General features: G+C 72.5%; 13 protein-coding genes. 3 read left to right on the plus strand and 10 right to left on the minus strand.

All coding sequences use genetic code 11. The annotated features are described in order from the left end of the window. Positions 1-2: 2 nt before the first annotated feature. From ACFYNX_RS31985 to ACFYNX_RS31995, 3 genes are all read right to left on the minus strand, one after another. A complete protein-coding gene (locus ACFYNX_RS31985) occupies positions 3-1,595 on the minus strand; it encodes a cation acetate symporter (protein WP_388666702.1) in 1,593 nt (530 codons plus the stop codon). After that, positions 1,592-2,089: a DUF485 domain-containing protein gene (locus ACFYNX_RS31990; RefSeq protein ID WP_365547354.1), complete on the minus strand. Its 498-nt coding sequence runs from the start codon at positions 2,087-2,089 to the stop codon at positions 1,592-1,594. Before ACFYNX_RS31990 ends, ACFYNX_RS31985 begins: the two co-directional genes overlap by 4 nt. 208 nt (positions 2,090-2,297) lie before the next feature. Then, positions 2,298-4,415, minus strand: a complete 2,118-nt coding sequence (locus ACFYNX_RS31995; protein ID WP_125662644.1) for a type IIA DNA topoisomerase subunit B — start codon at positions 4,413-4,415, stop codon at positions 2,298-2,300. A 435-nt stretch (positions 4,416-4,850) separates the two neighbouring features. Between ACFYNX_RS31995 and ACFYNX_RS32000 the strand changes: the two genes are divergently transcribed. Continuing rightward, on the plus strand, positions 4,851-5,081 hold the full coding sequence (locus tag ACFYNX_RS32000) for a hypothetical protein (RefSeq protein ID WP_388666706.1): 231 nt from the start codon (positions 4,851-4,853) through the stop codon (positions 5,079-5,081). Positions 5,082-5,307: 226 nt separating this feature from the next. On the opposite strand, the gene ACFYNX_RS32005 is transcribed toward ACFYNX_RS32000, so the two are convergent. The 7 genes from ACFYNX_RS32005 to ACFYNX_RS32035 form a co-directional block, all read right to left on the minus strand. Further along, complete coding sequence (locus ACFYNX_RS32005) at positions 5,308-6,126, minus strand: serine protease (protein ID WP_388666710.1); 819 nt, start codon at positions 6,124-6,126, stop codon at positions 5,308-5,310. Positions 6,127-6,298: 172 nt separating this feature from the next. Then, positions 6,299-7,843 carry an RNA polymerase sigma factor gene (locus ACFYNX_RS32010; RefSeq protein ID WP_365547344.1) on the minus strand — a complete coding sequence of 515 codons (1,545 nt, stop codon included), beginning with the start codon at positions 7,841-7,843 and terminating at the stop codon, positions 6,299-6,301. Positions 7,844-8,221: 378 nt separating this feature from the next. Beyond that, the gene (locus ACFYNX_RS32015) at positions 8,222-9,109 is read right to left on the minus strand and encodes a FadR/GntR family transcriptional regulator (protein WP_388666713.1); all 888 of its coding nucleotides are present in this window, start codon (positions 9,107-9,109) and stop codon (positions 8,222-8,224) included. 160 nt (positions 9,110-9,269) lie between these two features. Continuing rightward, positions 9,270-11,138, minus strand: a complete 1,869-nt coding sequence (locus tag ACFYNX_RS32020) for an ATP-binding cassette domain-containing protein (RefSeq protein ID WP_388666716.1) — start codon at positions 11,136-11,138, stop codon at positions 9,270-9,272. A 122-nt stretch (positions 11,139-11,260) separates the two neighbouring features. Then, positions 11,261-12,031, minus strand: coding sequence for an NUDIX domain-containing protein (locus tag ACFYNX_RS32025; protein ID WP_365547334.1), 771 nt, complete (start codon positions 12,029-12,031; stop codon positions 11,261-11,263). 121 nt (positions 12,032-12,152) lie between these two features. After that, complete coding sequence (locus ACFYNX_RS32030) at positions 12,153-14,210, minus strand: glycogen debranching N-terminal domain-containing protein (RefSeq protein WP_388666719.1); 2,058 nt, start codon at positions 14,208-14,210, stop codon at positions 12,153-12,155. A 115-nt stretch (positions 14,211-14,325) separates the two neighbouring features. After that, the gene (locus ACFYNX_RS32035) at positions 14,326-15,753 is read right to left on the minus strand and encodes a DUF4192 domain-containing protein (protein WP_388666722.1); all 1,428 of its coding nucleotides are present in this window, start codon (positions 15,751-15,753) and stop codon (positions 14,326-14,328) included. Positions 15,754-16,070: 317 nt separating this feature from the next. Here ACFYNX_RS32035 and ACFYNX_RS32040 point away from each other — a divergent pair, with 317 nt between their 5' ends. Together ACFYNX_RS32040 and ACFYNX_RS32045 are read left to right on the plus strand one after the other, a co-directional pair. Continuing rightward, a complete protein-coding gene (locus tag ACFYNX_RS32040) occupies positions 16,071-17,186 on the plus strand; it encodes a winged helix DNA-binding domain-containing protein (RefSeq protein WP_388666725.1) in 1,116 nt (371 codons plus the stop codon). 241 nt (positions 17,187-17,427) lie between these two features. Then, positions 17,428-18,963: an ATP-dependent DNA ligase gene (locus ACFYNX_RS32045; RefSeq protein WP_388666728.1), complete on the plus strand. Its 1,536-nt coding sequence runs from the start codon at positions 17,428-17,430 to the stop codon at positions 18,961-18,963. The last annotated feature ends 37 nt before the right edge of the window (positions 18,964-19,000 follow it).

Genomic DNA, 19,000 nt, shown 5'->3' on the forward strand with positions numbered 1-19,000 from the left:
GATCAGACCGCTCCCGCACCGGTCAGCGCCCGGACCTCGGTCTCCGCGTGCCGCGCCTCGTCGGGCGGCTCGGTCGAGGTGGCCGTGCCGACCCACCCGGCGAGGAAGCCGAGCGGGATGGAGACCAGGCCCGGGTTCTGCAGCGGGAAGAGGTGGAAGTCGACGCCGGGGAACAGCGACTCCGGGCTGCCGGAGACGACCGGCGAGACCAGGACGAGCAGGACGGCCGGGACGAGCCCGCCGTACACCGCCCAGACCGCGCCCCTGGTCGTGAACTTCCGCCAGAACAGCGAGTAGAGCAGCACCGGCAGGTTGGCGGAGGCCGCGACGGCGAAGGCCAGGCCGACGAGGAAGGCCACGTTGAGGTCGCTGGCGAGCAGCCCGAGGCCGATGGCGGCGGCGCCGATCACCACCGCGGCGACCCGGGCCACGGCCACCTCGCTGTACTGCTTCGCGTGCTTGCGGCGCAGCGAGGCGTACAGGTCGTGGGCGACGGAGGCCGAGGAGGCGAGGGTGATCCCCGCGACGACGGCGAGGATGGTCGCGAAGGCGACGGCGGCGACGACCGCGAAGAGCACCGTGCCGCCGGTGGAGCCCGCGCCGCCCCCGAGGTCGAGCGCGAGCAGCGGTACGGCGGTGTTCCCGGCCGCGTTGGACGCCCGGACCTCGGCGGGGCCGATCAGGGCGGCCGCGCCGAAGCCGAGCACGATCGTCATCAGGTAGAAGCTGCCGATGAGCCCGATGGACCAGACGACGGAGCGGCGGGCGGCCCGGGCGGTCGGCACGGTGTAGAAGCGCGACAGGATGTGCGGGAGGCCGGCGGTGCCGAGGACCAGGGCGAGGCCGAGGCTGATGAAGTCGAGGCGGGCCGTCCAGTCCCCGCCGTAGCGGAGCCCGGGGGCGAGGAAGTCGAGGCCGTGACCGCTGCGTTCGGCCGCGGTGGAGAGCAGGCTGTTCACGTCGCCGTGGAAGCGGAGCAGGACGAGGACGGTGAGCGCGATCGTGCCCGCCATGAGCAGGACCGCCTTGACGATCTGGATCCAGGTGGTGGCCCGCATGCCGCCGAGCGACACGTAGATCACCATCAGCGCGCCCACCCCGATCACCGTCCAGGAGCGGGCCGCCTCGCCGGTGCCGCCGAGGAGGAGGGCGACCAGGCTTCCGGCCCCCACCATCTGCGCCACCAGGTACAGCACGGAGACGGCCACCGAGGACGTTCCGGCGGCGATCCGCACGGGGCGCTCGGACATCCGCGCGGCGACGACGTCGGCCAGCGTGAACCGCCCGCAGTTGCGGACCAGTTCGGCGACGAGGAGGAGGACGACGAGCCAGGCGACGAGGAAGCCGACGGAGTACAGCATGCCGTCGTAGCCGTAGAGGGCGATCAGGCCGGAGATGCCGAGGAAGGACGCCGCCGACATGTAGTCGCCGGCGATGGCGAAGCCGTTCTCCATGGGCGAGAAGAGGCGCCCGCCGGCGTAGAACTCCTCCGCCGAACCGTGCCGGCTGCGGCTCACCCAGGTGGTGATGCCCAGGGTCACGGCCACGAAGACGCTGAACAGCACGAGCGCCAGGGTCTGGTGGTCTCCGGTCACCGCTGCACCGCCCCTCGGGTCATCTCCTGCGTGTCCCAGCGCAGTTCCAGCGCCGCCCGGTCCCTGCGCAGTCGCGCGTGGCGCGCGTACGCCCAGGTCAGCAGGAAGGTGGTGAGGAACTGGCCGAGGCCCGCGACCATCGCCACGTTCACCGCTCCGGCGACCGGCCGGGCCATCAGCCCCGGCGCGGCGGTCGCCGCCACGACGTAGGCGAGGTACCAGGCCAGGAAGGCGAAGGTGGCCGGGAAGACGAACCGGCGGTAGCGGCCGCGCACTTCCTGGAAGGCGGGGCTCCGCTGGACCTCCAGATAGATCTCCGCCGCGCTGGGGACCCGCTGTCGCGGCACCGTGCCCGTACGGCCGCCGCCGGTCGTCCCGGCGGCCACTCCGGGCTGCGCCCGTCCGTCCCGGCCCGGGGCCGGCACGTCGTCCCAGGGGTCGTCGACCGGCACCGCCGAAGCGCCGCGCCCCTCCTGCTTCTCCACCTGCTCCACCGGTCCAACTCTCCTTGTCAGCGAACCGTTTCGGCCGCGTGTGCACAAGGATGGACAGAGCAGGAACTTCCCGGACTCTTCTCCTCCCTCACTTCACCTCATCAGGTGACTCTTTTCCCGGGCTGCCTGACAAAACCGTGCTGATATGCGTACCGCACGGCTCGCGGCCGTGGGTGGAGCGTGTGGCCCCACCCACGGACGGAGGCCGTCAGGCGTCGATGCGCGAGCGGTCGAGGGTCGCCGCCGAGCTGGTGATGAACTCCTTGCGGGGCGCGACGTCGTTGCCCATGAGGAGGTCGAAGACCTGCTCCGACGCCTCCAGGTCGCCGATGTTGATCCGGCGCAGGGTGCGGTGGCGCGGGTCCATCGTGGTCTCCGCGAGCTGGTCGGCGTCCATCTCGCCCAGACCCTTGTAGCGCTGGATGGAGTCCTTGTAGCGGACGCCCTTGCGCTGGAACTCGAGGAGGGTCTGCCGCAGCTCGTTGTCCGAGTACGTGTAGACGTACTTGTCCTGGCCGCGCTTCGGCTGGACGAGCTCGATGCGGTGCAGCGGGGGAACGGCCGCGAAGACCCGCCCCGCCTCGACCATGGGCCGCATGTAGCGCTGGAAGAGCGTGAGCAGCAGCGTGCGGATGTGGGAGCCGTCGACGTCGGCGTCGGTCATCATGATGACCTTGCCGTAACGGGCCGCGTCGATGTCGAAGGTGCGGCCCGAGCCCGCTCCTATGACCTGGATGATCGCGCCGCACTCGGCGTTCTTGAGCATGTCCGCGACGGAGGACTTCTGGACGTTGAGGATCTTGCCGCGGATCGGCAGCAGGGCCTGGAACTCGCTGTTGCGGGCGAGCTTGGCCGTGCCGAGGGCCGAGTCGCCCTCGACGATGAAGAGCTCGCTGCGCTCCACGTCGTCGCTGCGGCAGTCGGCGAGCTTGGCCGGCAGGGAGGAGGTCTCGAGCGCGGTCTTCCTGCGCTGCGCCTCCTTGTGCTGACGGGCCGCGATCCGGGTACGGGCCGCGGCGACGGCCTTCTCCAGGACGGCGCGGGCCTGCGCCTTGGCGTCCCGCTTGGTGGAGGTGAGGAAGGCCTTGAGCTCCTTCGCCACCACGTTCGCCACGATGCGGCGGGCGGCGGAGGTGCCGAGGACCTCCTTGGTCTGGCCCTCGAACTGCGGCTCCGCGAGGCGCACGGTCACGACGGCCGTGAGCCCCTCCAGGGCGTCGTCCTTGACGATGTCGTCCTCGGCGACGCGCAGCATCTTGGCCGAGCGCAGCACCTCGTTCACCGTCTTCGTGACGGCCTGCTCGAAGCCGGAGACGTGGGTGCCGCCCTTGGGCGTGGCGATGATGTTGACGAAGGACTTGACCGTGCTGTCGTAGCCGGTGCCCCAGCGCAGGGCGATGTCGACGGCGAGCTCGCGGGTGACCTCGGTCGGGGTCATGTGGCCGCGCTCGTCGAGGACCGGGACGGTCTCCTTGAAGGTGCCCTGCCCGGTGAGGCGCTGGATGTCGCAGACGGCCTTGTCCTGCGCGAGGTACTCGCAGAACTCGCTGATGCCCCCGTCGAAGCGGAAGGTCTCCTCGCTCTTGCCGACCCCGGCCAGGTCCCGCTCGTCGCGGACGACGATGGTGAGGCCGGGCACGAGGAAGGCGGTCTGCCGGGCGCGCTGGTGGAGCGTCTCCAGGGAGAGCTTGGCGTCCTTGAGGAAGATCTGCCGGTCCGCCCAGTAGCGGATGCGGGTGCCGGTGCGGGTCTTGGGGATCCGCTTGCCCTTGCGGAGGCCGTTGGCCGGGTCGAAGGGGCTGTCGGGGCCCTGCTCCGTGAAGACCCCGGGGACGCCGCGGCGGAAGCTGATCGAGTGCACCGCGCTGTTCCGGTCGACCTCGACGTCGAGGCGGGCCGACAGGGCGTTGACCACGGAGGCGCCGACGCCGTGCAGACCGCCGGAGGCCGCGTACGAGCCGCCGCCGAACTTTCCGCCGGCGTGCAGCTTGGTCATGACGACCTCGACGCCCGAGAGCCCGGTCTTCGGCTCGACGTCGACCGGGATGCCCCGGCCGTTGTCCCGGACCTCGACGGAGCCGTCCTCGTGGAGGACGACCTCGATGTGGTCGCAGTAGCCCCCGAGGGCCTCGTCGACCGAGTTGTCGATGATCTCCCAGATGCAGTGCATCAGGCCGCGGCTGTCGGTGGACCCGATGTACATGCCGGGGCGCTTGCGGACCGCTTCGAGCCCTTCGAGTACGAGCAGGTGCCGCGCGGTGTAGTTGGAACCGTCACGGTCTGCGGTCAGCAGCGCACTGGACGGCACGGACGTTTCGGCGGTCACGCGGTTCGCTCCTCGCTGAATTTGAAATCTGGCCCGGTGGGTAAGGCCCGGCGTCGGTCACCGGCTTCAGAGGGTACCGATGCCTGGTAGAGCCGTTGTCACGCCACCCTCCCCGATTCCTCATGCTAGTCCAGAGTCGCATACATGTTCGATCCCTCGATCGGGTGACGTGAACATCACGTTCCCTTCCAGGCATGAACCATTTAGGCTCCGGGCACGTCCTCATGAACAACCGGCAACCACGCCGGGAGGGCCTGACCGAGACAAGCAATGCGAAATCCGTAGAGCGACGCAATACGGCTCATTCGCCGCCAACCGGCAGCAGACAGCCACCTTGGGAAGAAGTTTCAAGGAAAAGCCACGAGCGGGAACGTTTTCGGCCTGGTTGGATGTTGACCCTGGTACGACAGCTCGTCGAGCTAGAGAAGAGGCGACGTGACTACTGTTCTGACCCCCGCGAGCCCCCTGACGGCCGCTGACCGCTGCGACCGCTGCGGCGCCCAGGCTTACCTGCGTGTCGTCCTGACCAGCGGAGGTGACTTGCTCTTCTGCGCCCACCACGGACGTAAGTTCGAGCCGGAACTCAAGAAGATCGCCGTTGAGATACAGGATGAGACGGACCGGCTGACGGATGTGTCGGCCCGCACGGTGGGCGACGAGCACTGACGCCCCGCATCCACGACGAGCCCAGGGCCGGTCGCTGACCGGACGACGGGCGGTCACCCCCGCGCTGCGGGGAGTGGCCGCCCGTTCTCGTATCCGGGGCGCTCCCGGAGAAGCTTTCCGGGCCCCGACCCCCGAGAGGCCTTCCGGCGCACGCCCGGAAGGCCTCTCGGGGGTCCGTCCCGGCACCTTTACGGGTCCGGCTCCCGCCCCTCTCCCAGAGCGGGCCTCAGAAGCGCTCCGGGAGCACCGCGGAAACCCGTGTGTAGACGCCCGGGTTCTCCGCCTCCCCGCAGCCGCTCCCCCAGGACACCAGGCCGATGAGACGCCCCTCGGCCACCAGCGGACCGCCGCTGTCCCCCTGGCACGCGTCCCTGCCGCCCCGCGGATCGCCCGCGCACACCATCGTGTCGTCCCGGTACCGGACGCCTGGACCGCCCGGATACGCCCGCTCGCACGCCGTGTCCGGCAGCACCTGGACGCGCGCCGTCCGCAGCGCGGAGGCGTAGCTCCCCCTGCCGGTCGTGTCGCCCCAGCCGTAGACGTCCGCCGCCGTACCGGGCGCGTACGCGCTGTCTCCCGTGCGGGCGACACCGATCACGTACGACTCCGGAAGCGCGCTCGCCAGCGTCAGGACCGCCAGGTCGCCCGAGTTGGTCGTCGGGTCGTAGTCGGGGCTGACCCACGTGCCGGAGACCCGGACCTCCTGGCCGCCCTGGCCGCGCAGCGAGGCACGGCCGGCGACGACCGCGAAGTCGCGCACCTCCGACGGCTCGCCGCCGAGCACCTCCCGGCCCAGGCAGTGGGCGGCGGTGAGCACCTTGGTGGGCGCGACGACCACGCCTCCGCAGAACTGCCCCGCGCGCGTACCCCCGAACCGGTCACGGCTGGACAGCGCCACCACCCACGGCGCGTCCGTGATCCCGACCTGGCGGCCGCCCACCACGACGCTGTCGGCGACCACGGGGGCGGCGAGGGCGAGGTGTCCCGCCGCCGCGGTGATCAGTCCCAGGGCACCCGTCAATGCTCGAGTGAGGGAACCACGCATGGAGCCTCCTGACTCTCCGGTGATGTCGGTTCACCCAGCGTCCAGCACCCGGAGCCCCGGCGCACACCCGAAGGGCCCGGCTCCCCCTTTCGGGGAGCCGGGCCCTTCGGTGTACCGCTCCGTGCCTCGTACGGATCTGCGAGGCCGACCCGGGCGGGTCGTGCCGGTCGCGTCAGTCGAGGTAGTCGCGCAGCACCTGCGAACGCGACGGGTGACGCAGCTTCGACATCGTCTTCGACTCGATCTGACGGATCCGCTCTCGCGTCACGCCGTAGACCTTGCCGATCTCGTCCAGCGTCTTCGGCTGGCCGTCGGTGAGGCCGAAGCGCATCGAGACGACGCCCGCCTCGCGCTCGGAGAGCGTGTCGAGGACGGAGTGCAACTGCTCCTGGAGGAGCGTGAAGCTCACCGCGTCGGCCGGGACGACCGCCTCGGAGTCCTCGATCAGGTCGCCGAACTCGCTGTCGCCGTCCTCACCCAGCGGGGTGTGGAGGGAGATCGGCTCGCGGCCGTACTTCTGGACCTCGATGACCTTCTCGGGGGTCATGTCGAGTTCCTTGGCCAGCTCCTCCGGGGTGGGCTCGCGGCCCAGGTCCTGGAGCATCTGGCGCTGCACGCGCGCGAGCTTGTTGATGACCTCGACCATGTGCACCGGGATGCGGATGGTGCGGGCCTGGTCGGCCATGGCGCGGGTGATCGCCTGACGGATCCACCAGGTGGCGTACGTGGAGAACTTGTAGCCCTTGGTGTAGTCGAACTTCTCGACGGCGCGGATCAGACCCAGGTTGCCCTCCTGGATCAGGTCCAGGAAGAGCATGCCGCGGCCGGTGTAGCGCTTGGCGAGGGAGACCACCAGACGGAGGTTGGCCTCCAGGAGGTGGTTCTTGGCCCGGCGGCCGTCCTCGGCGATGATCTCCAGCTCGCGCTTGAGCTTCGGGGCGAGCTTGTCCGAGTTGGCGAGCTTGTCCTCGGCGAACAGGCCGGCCTCGATGCGCTTGGCGAGCTCGACCTCCTGCTCGGCGTTGAGCAGCGGGACCTTGCCGATCTGCTTGAGGTAGTCCTTGACCGGGTCGGCGGTGGCACCGGCGACCGCGACCTGCTGCGCCGGAGCGTCGTCCTCGTCCTCGTCGGACAGGACGAAGCCCTTGGTCTCGCCCTCGGTCTCCTCGTCCTCGCCCTTGCCGGGAGCCACGTCCTCGAGGAGCTCCTCGCCCTCGATGAGCTCGTCGGCGTCCTTCTTGGACGCGGTCTTCTTCGCCGCCGTCTTCTTGGCGACGGTCTTCTTGGCCGCCGTCTTCTTGGTGGCGGTCTTCTTCGCGGCCGCCTTCTTGGCGGTCGAACCGGCCTCGTCGGCCGGGTCGGCGCCTTCGGCGGCGGGGGCCGCGGCCGGGACGGCGGACTTCGTCACGGTCGCCCTGGCGGTGACGGTCTTGGTGGCGGTGCGCTTGGCCGGGCTCTTCGCTGCGACGCTCTTGCGGGCGCGCTTCGGCGACTCCGCTGCACTGACCATCAGCGTCACACCCTCTTCCTCGAGGATCTGATTGAGGCTGCGCAGAACATTCTTCCACTGGGTTGGCGGAATCTGGTCAGCCTCGAAGGCCCGACGCACGTCATCGCCGGCGATCTGCCCATCAGCCTTTCCCCGCTCGATGAGCGCCATCACAGACTCGGACTCGGCGATCTCCGGCGGGAGCGTACGGGATGTGCTGGCCGACACGAACAACCTCTCGGAACGATGGAAACGGCTTCCGGCCCCGCCCTGGATCGGGCTGGAGCCGACGACCGTCGGCGGGGGATGTGCCGACGGCGCGGGCTGGACCGGGGAACTGGACAGCGCCTCCGTCGGCTGCTGTATTCCTTCCTCGGCCGTCACCTCTTAGGTCATCGCACGGCTCGGAGGAGTGTTACGCCCAATCTTCGTGGCCCGAGTCACACCTCATGCGCGACGAAGTACTCATACCAGCTTAAAAGCGCACATTCGCGCCATCGAGATCCGGACGCCGCTCGGGGCCGCCCTGCCGGGCTCCCCGGGCGACGCCCGGATCCGGCGGCACGCGGCGCGTGCGCCCCTTCGCTCCCGGCCACGGTCCGCGGGTCAGTGTTCGCGGGGAGCCGGGACGACGCGCTCCACCTCGGGGTGGACCGTGAGCAACTGCCGCATGGCCGCCTCGGCGCCCTGCGCGTCGCCGGCGGCGAGCGCGTCCGCGATCCGGGCGTGATGGGCGAGGCAGGCCTCGCTCGGCCGGTCGCAGTGGGTGGCGGGGCCGCCGGAGACCTGGAGCGCGGCGGCGACGATGCCGGAGAGGTGCTCCAGCATGCGGTTCCCGGCGAGCTGGATGAGGAGGGAGTGGAACTCGGTGTCGGCCCGGGAGAAGGTGATGCCGTCCCCCTGGGCGAACGCGTGGCCCATGATCTCGACCATGTCGGCGAGGCGCTGCTGCACGTCCTCGCGGCCGTGTCCGGCGGCGAGGCGGGCGGCCAGGGGCTCGATCGTCCAGCGCAGCTCGTTCAGCTCGCGGCGCTGGTCGTCCCGCTGCGGACCGAAGGCGCGCCACTCGATGATGTCGGGGTCGAGGAGGTTCCAGTCGCTGACGGGCCTGACCCGGGTGCCGACGTTGGGGCGGGCGCTGACGAGCCCCTTGGCCTCGAGGACGCGGAGCGACTCGCGCACGACGGTGCGCGAGACCTCGAACCGCTGGCCGATCTCCTCGGGAACGAGCGGCCGGTCGGCTCCGAGGTCACCGGAGACGATCATCTGGCCGAGCTGCTGGACGAGCTGGCCGTGCAGCCCGCGTCCCCGGCTGCCCGCACTTCTGCGACCGACGCGGCCCAGGTCGGTGTCCACCCCCTCCCAGGTGGACGGGGCCGCCCGGCCGGCGGCGGGAGCCTCCGCATAGGGGTAGCGGTCGAGATCGCCCGGGGTGCCGAGGCCGGAGTCGACGGAGCGGGCGGCGGTCATCATGGTGTGCGCAAGGGTACTCACGCATCCTTTGTCGGCGCCGCCTTCACGGCCCTTGAGGTCTTTGGTGAAAAGCACACGAAAGGGTGATCGGTACCCCTTACACAATTGACGATAAATCGGGCATAAAGCCCATATCGCCTGACAGTTGAGGGCGACTCGAAGCCTTTCGATCTGCGCGCGGTCACCAACGGGCTCTGCGGCGAAGGCCGGTGAACACATAAGCGCAGAACAATCCCGTCAACGTCAGGGAGAGCGCCACCCCCGCGGGCTGCCCCAGCACCCGAAGCCCCCCGCTCAGCCAGCGGTCCGCGACCGGGGACCAGTGCGGGCCCGCGAACTCGCGCAGCCGCGCCGGGAGTCCGGCGGCCGACCGCACCGACGGCCCCGTCAGCACCTTCTGCAACAGCGGGACGAAGGCGACCGGTACGGCGAGCACCGCCGCCACTCCGGCCGCGGCGGCCCGGAACACCCCGGCACCGAGCACCCCGGCCCAGGCGCAGCCGACGAGCAGGCCCGCCCAATTCGCGCAGAGAACCGGCCATTTCCCCGGGACGGGGATCAACTCGCCGCCGTAGAAGAGCCGCAGGGCTCCCAGGTCGACCGCCACGACGAGCGTCCCGAGCACGAGGGCGACGACCGCGGCCACGGCGAGTTTCGCGAGCAGCAGGCCCGGCCTGCGGGGCACTGTTCCGCGGCCCGAGGTGAGCGCCGGGTAGCGGTACTCCTCAGCGAAGGAGAAGGCGCCGAGCAGCCCGGCCCCCAGGGCGGCGGGCGGCAGCGGGGAGATCGCGGGCCAGCCGGCGAGGACGGCGGGCAGCGCGGCGCGACCGCCCCGCCCGAGGAGCAGGGCGAGCGTCACGGAGACGAGGAGGACGCCCGCCATGACGAGCGGCGTGGACGGCACGCCGAGGAGCCGGTGGACCTCGTAGCGGAGCGGGCGCAGGGGCGAGCGCATCGGCCGCCGGGCGGCGACCGGCCGCTCCGCCGGGGTGTCGCGGGCGTCTTGGGCGTCTTGGGCGTCTTGGGCGACGGTCGCGAGAGCCGGTTCGACGCCCCGTGACGCGGGCACGGCGGTGCGGGGTCCGGCGGTGGCCCCTCCGGGAGCGCCGCGCTCCCGCCCGGCTCCCGCGACGGCGCCTGCTCCCGTCATGCCCGCCATACCGGTCGTACCGGCCGTGCTGGCATCGCCCGTCTCGTCGGCGAGGCGGTGGACCGGTACGCCGTGCCGGAAGGCCGTGTCGCCGACGGACGCGCAGTCGCTGCCGTAGACGGACAGCCGGTTGCCGTCCTCCGCGACCACCTCGACCGGCCGGCGGGCGGCCCTCGCCTCCTGGGTCACGGCCGCCGCCAGACGCGCGGCGTGCGGAGTGCGGACCGTGACCCGGGGACGCAGCCTGGTGCGGGCGAACTCGGCCGCCTCCTGCGCGGCGACGAGCCGGCCGCCGTCGAGGGTGACGACCCGGTCGGCGTTGCGGGCGGCGTCCTTGGGGTCGGCCGTGGTGTAGAGCACGGTGCCGCCCTCGGAGGCGTGGGAGCGCAGGAACTCGTACAGCCACGCGCTCTCGGACGCGGAGAGACCGGCACCCGGTTCGTCGAGCAGGAGCGTGTGGGGGTCGCCCAACAGAGCCGAGGCAAGACCGAGTCGGCGGTCCGCGCCGATCGGAAGGGTTCCGATCGACCGACGCTCCAGGCCCGTGAGACCTACGCTCCGCAACAGCTCCTCGGCCCGCGAGGCGGGGACCCCCGTGGCGGCGCAGAGCATCCGGAGTTGGCCCCGGAGCGTGCGGGAGGGATGGCCGGGCACATCACCGAGGAGTACGCCGACCTCGCGGGGAGGGTGGGCGATGCGGTGCAGCGGCCGGCCCCGGAAGTAGGTGATCCCGCGCCCCGGCTCGAGTTCGAGCATGAGCCGGAGGGCGGTGGTCTTGCCGGAGCCCGAAGGCCCCAGGAGGGCGGTCACGGCGCCCGGCCGGGCCTCGAAGGTCAGATCGTTCACGGCGGGCGGGCGATCGCCACGGGGGGTGCTGGTCAGTCCGATTGCCTGGAGCATCGCTTCTCTCGCGGTAGGTGACACCGCTCCGCGGCAGGGCGGCGCTACCGCAGCAAGATAACGCTACATTTCGGACTTTCCGTGCAGGATTGGCGCTCCACGACGCCGGATGTCCCCGCCCCTCAGACCTCGGGACGCAGCATGGGCGGGTTGAGGAGGGTCGCCCCACCTGCCCTGAAGAGCTGGGCGGGGCGCCCTCCCTGACGGGTCGTGGTACCACCGGCCGGGACCAGGAAGCCGGGCGTGCCGGTCACCTTGCGGTGGAAGTTGCGCGGATCCAGGGCCACGCCCCAGACGGCCTCGTAGACGCGCCGCAGCTCTCCGACCGTGAACTCCGGCGGGCAGAAGGCCGTGGCCAGGGAGGAGTACTCGATCTTGGAGCGGGCGCGCTCCACCCCGTCGGCGAGGATCCGGGAGTGGTCGAAGGCGAGCGTGCCCGCTCCCTCGCCGTCGGCGCCGGCGGCCGCGTCCTCCCCGAGCAGCTCCTCGACGGGGGCCCAGCGGGCGCTGTTGGCGTCGCCGCCGGCCCTGGGGGCGGGCAGGTCCGGGGCGAGGGCCAGATGCGCGACGCTCACCACGCGCATCCGGGGATCACGGTCGGGCGCCCCGTACGTCGCCAACTGCTCCAGGTGTGCGCCATTGCTCGGTACGGGAGGCGGGGCGGCCGGGTCGTACGCGCAGAGGCCGGTCTCCTCGACCAGCTCGCGCGCCGCCGCGGCGCCGAGGTCCTCGTCCGCCCGCACGAAGCCGCCGGGCAGGGCCCAACGCCCCTGGAACGGACTCTCCCCCCGCCGCACGACCAGGGTGCAGAGCGCGTGGCGCCGCACGGTGAGCACGACCAGATCGACGGTGACGGCGAAGGGCGGAAAGGCCGACGGGTCGTAGGGAGGCATGCCGCGATCATAGTCGTCTTCCTGACGATAAACACGTCCCGCGGAATCTTCGGAGGCGACTTCCCCAACGTGTTTCCCGGGGTGCCGCGAAGCTTCCCTCGTATCCGTATCCGCCATCCCGTCACACCCCCAGTTGAAGGCCCTCTGCGGCCTCCTCGACCATACCGAGACCGAGCCTGCTCACCCGCACGGCGAACGGTTCGCCCGCGACCACGAGCCCCGACAGACGGATCGCTCCGAGGGGCGCGGAGGGCAGCGGGTGCACCGAGACGGACCGGCCGGGCGCGTCGGGCCGGATCCCGGCGAGGGCGAGCAGGGCGTGCACCGCCCCGGCGGCCGCGACGGCCGCCGGCCGGCACGCGGCCGGGTGGGGCACCGGGCGCCCGCCCGTCGTCCGCTGCTCGCCCGCGTACATCTCGGGGAGCCGGTGGTCGAAGGCCTCCGCCGCGTCGAGCAGTCCCCGCATCAGGGAGGCGGCCTCCTTCTCGTGTCCCGTGGCGGCGAGGCCGGCCACGGCGACCGCCGTGTCGTGCGTCCGGACCGCGCCCGTGCGGTGGCCGAAGGGATTGTGGTCCGGATCCTTGGCGGCCAGGCCCCGCAGGCCCCAGCCGGAGTCGAGGTCCGGGGCGCCGAGCAGCCGGGCCACCTGCTCGGTCTCCGTCCCGTCCAGCAGACCCTGCGCGTACCGGCCGCCGCCCAGCAGTCCGGTGTCGAGGAGGTGCGCCGCCCAGCCTCCCGGCCGGGGCCAGGTCCTGCCGTCCGCCGTACGGGCGAGGGCGGGGCGGCCCCCTGCCCGGTCGTCGATCCAGAACTCGTGCCGGAACCGTTCGCGCATCGTCCTCGCCGTGTCGCGCAGGGCGTCACCGCCGGGTCTCCCGCAAGCGTCGAGGAGGTCCGCGCCGAGCAGCGCCGCCCGGTGGGCGTGCGCCTGCGTCTCGGCCCGCCGGGGTCCGGCGGGTCCCGGGTCCGGCACGAGGCCGTCCGCGCCGGCGGCGCGGCGCAGCCAGTCGAGGCAGCGCTCCGCGACGGGAAGCAGCTCCTCCAGGTCCGCCGGCGACAGTCCCCAGCGGCGGGCTTCGGCGAGCACCGCCGGGAAGGCGAGCGTGGCCTCGATGCCCGTGCAGCGGGGCGGAAGATGCGGGCCCGCGTCCCTGAGGGGCCCGGGGATGCGACCGGACTCGGCTCCTTCTCCGGCGAGTTGGGTGCGACCGAGGGCGCGCAGGGTGGTGACGGCGAGCCGGGTGCCGAGGGGAAGGGCCATGCGGGCCGCCCAGAGCGCCTCGGCGGTGACCGGTCCGCAGCGCCAGGGGACGCCGGCGGCGAGGTACACGTCAGCGGGGTGCTCCGGGGTGCGCTGGAGCAGGGCCCGCAGGTCCTCGACGGACGTGCGCAGCAGTTCACCGGGGCGCGGGTCGTCGGCCTCGGCACGGGCCTCGGCGAGAAGGTGACCGCCCGGCCGTCCGGTGCCCGCTCCCGAGGGGCCCGCGGGGCGGGCGGGCGCCTCTCCTCGCACCCGGAGCCGGATCGTGAACGCGGCTCCGGGAGCCAACTCGGCCTCCCAGCGCAGGACTCCCGCCGCCGCCAGGGAGTCCGCGGGCGCCGGATCCGCGGTGACGGCGGCGGACCATCCGTCGCTCCCGGTCCAGCGCAGTCCGGTTCCGTGGACGCTCGCCGTGAGTTCGGGTCCGGGTCTGCCGGTCGCCACCGCGCCCAGGTCCGCGAGATCCGTGCCCAGAGCGATCTCCACGGGGAGCCGGAGGGGCCGGGTGGCGGCGCTCCGCAGGGTGATCCGTTCGGTGCCGTCGGCGCTCCGTGCGCGTTCGACGGCGAGACCGGGGTCGGGCCCCGTTTCTCCGGGGGCGCGCAGGACGCCGAGGAAGACCGCCCGGTCGGCACCCGCCATGCGGCCCTGGAGGGCGACGGGCTCCCGGCCCGCCACCCGCAGGACGCAGCGGGAGAGGAGCCGCCGCCCCGCCGCGTACACGCCTTCGGGTCCCTCGCCGGTGAGCTGGCCGTGTTCGCCGCAGACGGCGAGGGCGGGCAGGGCGACGCAGACGAGCGCGCCGTGCACGGGAGGAAGTTCCCCCGGGCGTGCCGCGCGCGGGAGCGCGGTGCCGGAGGCGCGGCCGATCGGGGGGCGGGCGGGGCGGCCGGGGGCCGGGACGGGGCTGGGGGCCATGGCGGATGCGGGATGCTCTCTGTGCGGACCGGGCGGCCGGCGGAGTGTCGGCGGCACGGTTCGTACGTCTCCGCCAGAGAGCTGAACGCGTTCGCGGGCGGCCGGGTCACGGTCGTCATCGACCGCTCCTGCTGCCGCGCTGTCCGCCCTGGCGCGGGGAGCCGCTCCTCGGCCGGTCGGCGGCGGGCCCGCCGGGCCGGACTCCGGCCGCCGCGCGCCGGTCCCGCGTCCCGGTCTGCCGCCCGGCCCTGCCGAGGGCCGGGCGGGTTCCCTGCCGGTGGGAGGCGCGCATCCGGACCCGCCGGGAGGATGCGGGAGCGGCCTGCTGCGAGGCGGCCCGTGAGTCCCGCTCGCTCCTCAGGCAGGAGCGGAGCGACTCGGGGTCGAGGCCCTCGTTGCACGCCTGGTGGAGCAGTTGGGCGAAGACGTATTCGGGGTCGGCGTCGAGGGCGAGTCCGAGGGCGACCCGGGCCGTCGGCTCGTCACCGGTGGACCAGGCCGTCCAGCCCACGAGGGTGAGGGGCGCGGCGGCGTGCTCCTGGTAGGGGGTGACGCAGCGCCGGGCCAGGACACGCCAGAGCCGTAGGGCGGCGGTCCCTTCCCAGCCCTCCATCCATTCGGCGGCGCGGTCCCGGGTGACCCGGTCCTGGAGGCCGAGGATCAGCGTGGCGGCTTCGTCGGACGCGATCAGGGCGTCGTCGGCCGCATCGTCCTCGGTCGTGCCGGCGCCGGCCTTTCCGGGGATCGTCACCCCCGCCGGGTGTGCCGTGCCCGCCGGCATCTTCGAGGCCTTCGGGTCCTTCGAGCGGGTGAACCGACGGAGGATCTCGCGGGCGAGGCGCAGGGTCTCCTCGCGGACCTCCACCCGCCCTCGGTCCTCGGAGCCTTCGAGGACGCGGGGGACGATCGAGGCGGCGGCCGCGTCGAGCGCGGCCCGCTGCTCCTCCTCTCCCGGGCCGCCGGCCGGCTTCAGCCGGGCCTCCATGTCCCGCAGGGTGCCCCGTAGCCGTACTCCGGCGTACGCGGCGGTCGCCGCCATCACCGTCGTGCCGCTGAGCGCGAGCGGGGTGCCGTCGGGCGGACAGCAGCGCGCGTCGGGGCAGCAGTAGGAGAAGTAGAGGCCGTCGGAGATGCAGAGGGCCTCGTAGACGGGGATGTCGAGGGCGCCGCAGGCGGTGCGCAGTCGCTGCGCGAAGGGGCGCAGTCGCTCCATGACGCGGCGGCCCGTCTCACCGGGGGCCGGGTCCTGGCAGAGGAAGACGACGATGCCGTCCGGGCGGGCGCCGATCCGGGCGCCTCCCTCGACGAGGCACTCGGCGAGGTGGTCGGCGGTGGACGCCCATTCGCGGGGCGAGCTCGGGATGCCCAGCCTGACCCGGCCGCCGAAGCGGCCGCGCTCGCCGTGGAGGGCGACCAGGACGACGGAGTCGGTGGGGTGGAAGCCCAGCATGAACGGCAGGGCGTCGGCCAGTTCGGCCGGGCCCCGCAGGGTGATCTGCTGGGTACGGGTGGGTCCGCTGGTTTCGTGGCGATTCGCGTTCATGGTCAGGACGGTCTCGTGTTCTCCCGAAATCCGAAACCCCTGTGGATAACTTGCGGATCGAGGCATGCGCCGGTCTTTCGAGTTATCCACAGATTCGAATGCAGGTGACCACGATGTCCGAGGTGTCGGGTTGCATGGAGGCATGACCCACACGGCTTTCTCGAAGATCCGGTCGCGTTGCGAAGCGGCGCGGGCCGCGTTCGCCCGGTTCCGTCGGCGCGGCGGAGCTCCCGCCCCCCTCCTGGGGAACGGACCGGCTCCGACACGGCGTTCAGGCAGGATGGCAGACGATCTGCGACCTACACCGAGGAGCGCTCATGCAGGTGACTCAGGATCAGGTGCTCGCCTGGCGGCTGCGGCGGCAGGGCCTCGCGCCCCGGAGCACGGCTTCTGTCGCGGAGCTGGTGCGGGGGCTCGCGGGGGTGCAGGCACAGGTGGCCTCGTCAGCGGAGCTCGCCCTCGCCACCCGGCAGCGGAGACCGAGGGCCGGTGCCGTGGAGGAGGCCCTGGAGGCCCGCGCGGTGGTCAAGACCTGGGTCATGCGGGGCACGCTGCACCTCGTGGCGGCCGAGCACGTGGCGGCTTACCTGTCGCTGATGGCGGCGGCACGGACCTGGGAGAAGCCCGCCTGGCAACGGACGTTCGGGGTCACGCCCACGGAGATGACGGCTCTCGGCGAGGCCGTCGACGACGTTCTCGCCGGCAGGGTCCTCACCCGTCAGGAGCTCACCGAGGCCCTGGTCGCCGATGGCAGGTTCGCCGCCCTGGAGACGCAGTTGACGTCCGGCTGGGGGATGGTGCTCAAGCCGCTGGCCTGGACGGGAAAGCTGTGCCACGGACCGAACCAGGGCAACCGCGTCACCTTCGCCTCACCACGCGACCGGGTGCCCGGCTGGACGGGGACGATCGAGCCGGAGGAGGCGGCCCGGACCGTCATCCCCGCGTACCTCGGGGCGCACGGGCCGGCGACACCGGAGACCTTCGACGCCTGGCTGACGCGCAACGCCCACCGCAAGACGGTGGTGCGCGGCTGGTTCGCCTCGCTCGGCGAGGAGTTGACGAAGGTGGAGGTGGACGGAACGACGTCCTACATGCGCGCCGAGGACGCGGACGCGCTGGCGTCGGCCGGGCCGTCGGAGGAGGTGCGGCTGCTGGCCGGGTTCGACCAGTACGTGCTGGGGCCGGGCACGTCCGACACCCGTGTCCTGCCGGCGGAGCGACGCAAGGCGGTGAGCCGTACGTCGGGCTGGATCACGCCCGTGGTGGTGCACAGGGGACGGGTCGCCGGGGTCTGGGAGATCACCGACGGGACCGTGGACGTGCAGTTGTTCTCCGAGAGCCCCGAGGTGCCGAAGGACGCGCTGGAGGCCGAGGTCGGGCACCTGGAGGCGTGCAACGGGCGTTCGTACGCGATGTCGGTGCGCATGATCTGAGGCCCGTTCGAGGTGGACGTCGGCGAGAAGGGCGCGGGTTCGCCGCTTCCTCACCGCTGTCGTGTTCGCGTCCTCGCCCTCGGGTCCTCGGGCGCGGGCCGCCCGTTCGAGGACCCGCGGCCGGGACGGCGGGACGCCGGGCGGGAGGGATGCCAGGCGGTCCGGTGTGCCGCGGCGCACCGCACGGGGTGGATGAGCAGACTGCGTGAACAGGGTCGTACCGACTGAAAGGGCTTTCCGCATGAGACTCGCCGACATCGCACGGGCGTCCCGGGACATCGGCGCCGCCTCCGCGCGGACGGAGAAGGTGGCGCTGCTGGCCGAGCTGTTCCGGGCCGCCGACCCCGCGGACGCTCCCGTCGTGATCATGTATATGTCCGGTCGGCTGCCCCAGCGCAGGATCGGTGTCGGCTGGAACACCCTCAGGGAACGGCGGGAGCCCTCTCCCGAACCTCGGCTCGGGGTACAGGAGGTGGACGCGCTCCTCACCCGGATCGCCGCCGTGTCCGGCAAGGGCGCACAGGGCGAGCGGAAGAGGCTCTTGGACGAGCTGCTGGGTGCGGCCACCGAGGAGGAGCAACTGTTCCTCCTCCGGTTGATCAGTGGCGAGTTGCGGCAGGGTGCCCTCGACGCCGTGGCCGTGGAGGGCCTCGCCTCGGCAGCCGGGGCGCCGGTCGCCGACGTCCGGCAGGCGGTCATGCTGAGCGGTTCGCCGGCCGCCGTCGCCGAGGTGCTGCTCTCCAGGGGGCCGTCCGCCCTCGCCGAGTTCCGGCTCACGGTGGGGCGCCCGGTCCTGCCGATGCTGGCCCACACCGCCAAGGGCATCGACGAGGCCCTCGCCAGGACGGGGCCCTGTGCCCTGGAGGAGAAGCTCGACGGTATCCGCATCCAGGTGCATCGCGACGGCGACGACGTGCGCGTCTTCACCCGGACGCTCGCCGACATCACCGACCGGACACCCGAGGTGGTGGCACTGGTCCGCGCGCTGCCGGTACGTCGGGTGGTGCTGGACGGGGAGCTGCTGGCCTTCGACGAGCGGGGCCGGCCGCGGCCGTTCCAGGAGACGTCCGGGCGGACCGGGTCCACCCTCGACGTGGCGGGCGCGCAAACGGCGGTGCCTCTCTCCCCGGTCTTCTTCGAGGTGCTGCACGTCGACGGCGAGGACCTGCTCGACACTCCGGCCGCCGAACGGCGCGCGCTGCTCGACCGGCTGGTGCCCGAGGCGCAGCGCGTGCGTCGCCTGGTGGTGGCGGACCCCACCGACCCGAAGGAGCGCGCGGCCGCGGCGGCGTTCGCCGCGGAGGCGCTCGAACGAGGCCAGGAGGGCGTGGTCGTGAAGTCCCTCGACGCGGGCTACAGCGCGGGGCGCCGGGGCACCTCCTGGCTGAAGGTGAAGCCCGTGCACACCCTGGACCTGGTGGTCCTCGGCGCCGAATGGGGCCATGGCCGGCGCACCGGCACGCTCTCCAACCTGCACCTGGGCGCGCGGGCGGCCGACGGCACCTTCGCCATGCTGGGCAAGACGTTCAAGGGGCTGACCGACGCCCTGCTCACCTGGCAGACCGAGCGTCTGCGGAAGCTGACGGTCACGGAGGAGACGTGGGGCGTCACCGTACGCCCCGAACTGGTCGTCGAGATCGCCTTCGACGGCGTCCAGCGTTCCACCCGCTATCCCGCGGGAGTCACCCTCCGCTTCGCCCGCGTGGTCCGCTACCGCGAGGACAAGCTCCCCTCGGACGCGGACACGGTGGAGTCGGTGACGGCCCTCCTCCCCTGACGGAAGCGCCCGGCCGGGCCGCCCTCCTCCGGCCCGA

Source organism: Streptomyces sp. NPDC007872, from assembly GCF_042868165.1.
In the GTDB taxonomy this organism is placed as follows: domain Bacteria; phylum Actinomycetota; class Actinomycetes; order Streptomycetales; family Streptomycetaceae; genus Streptomyces.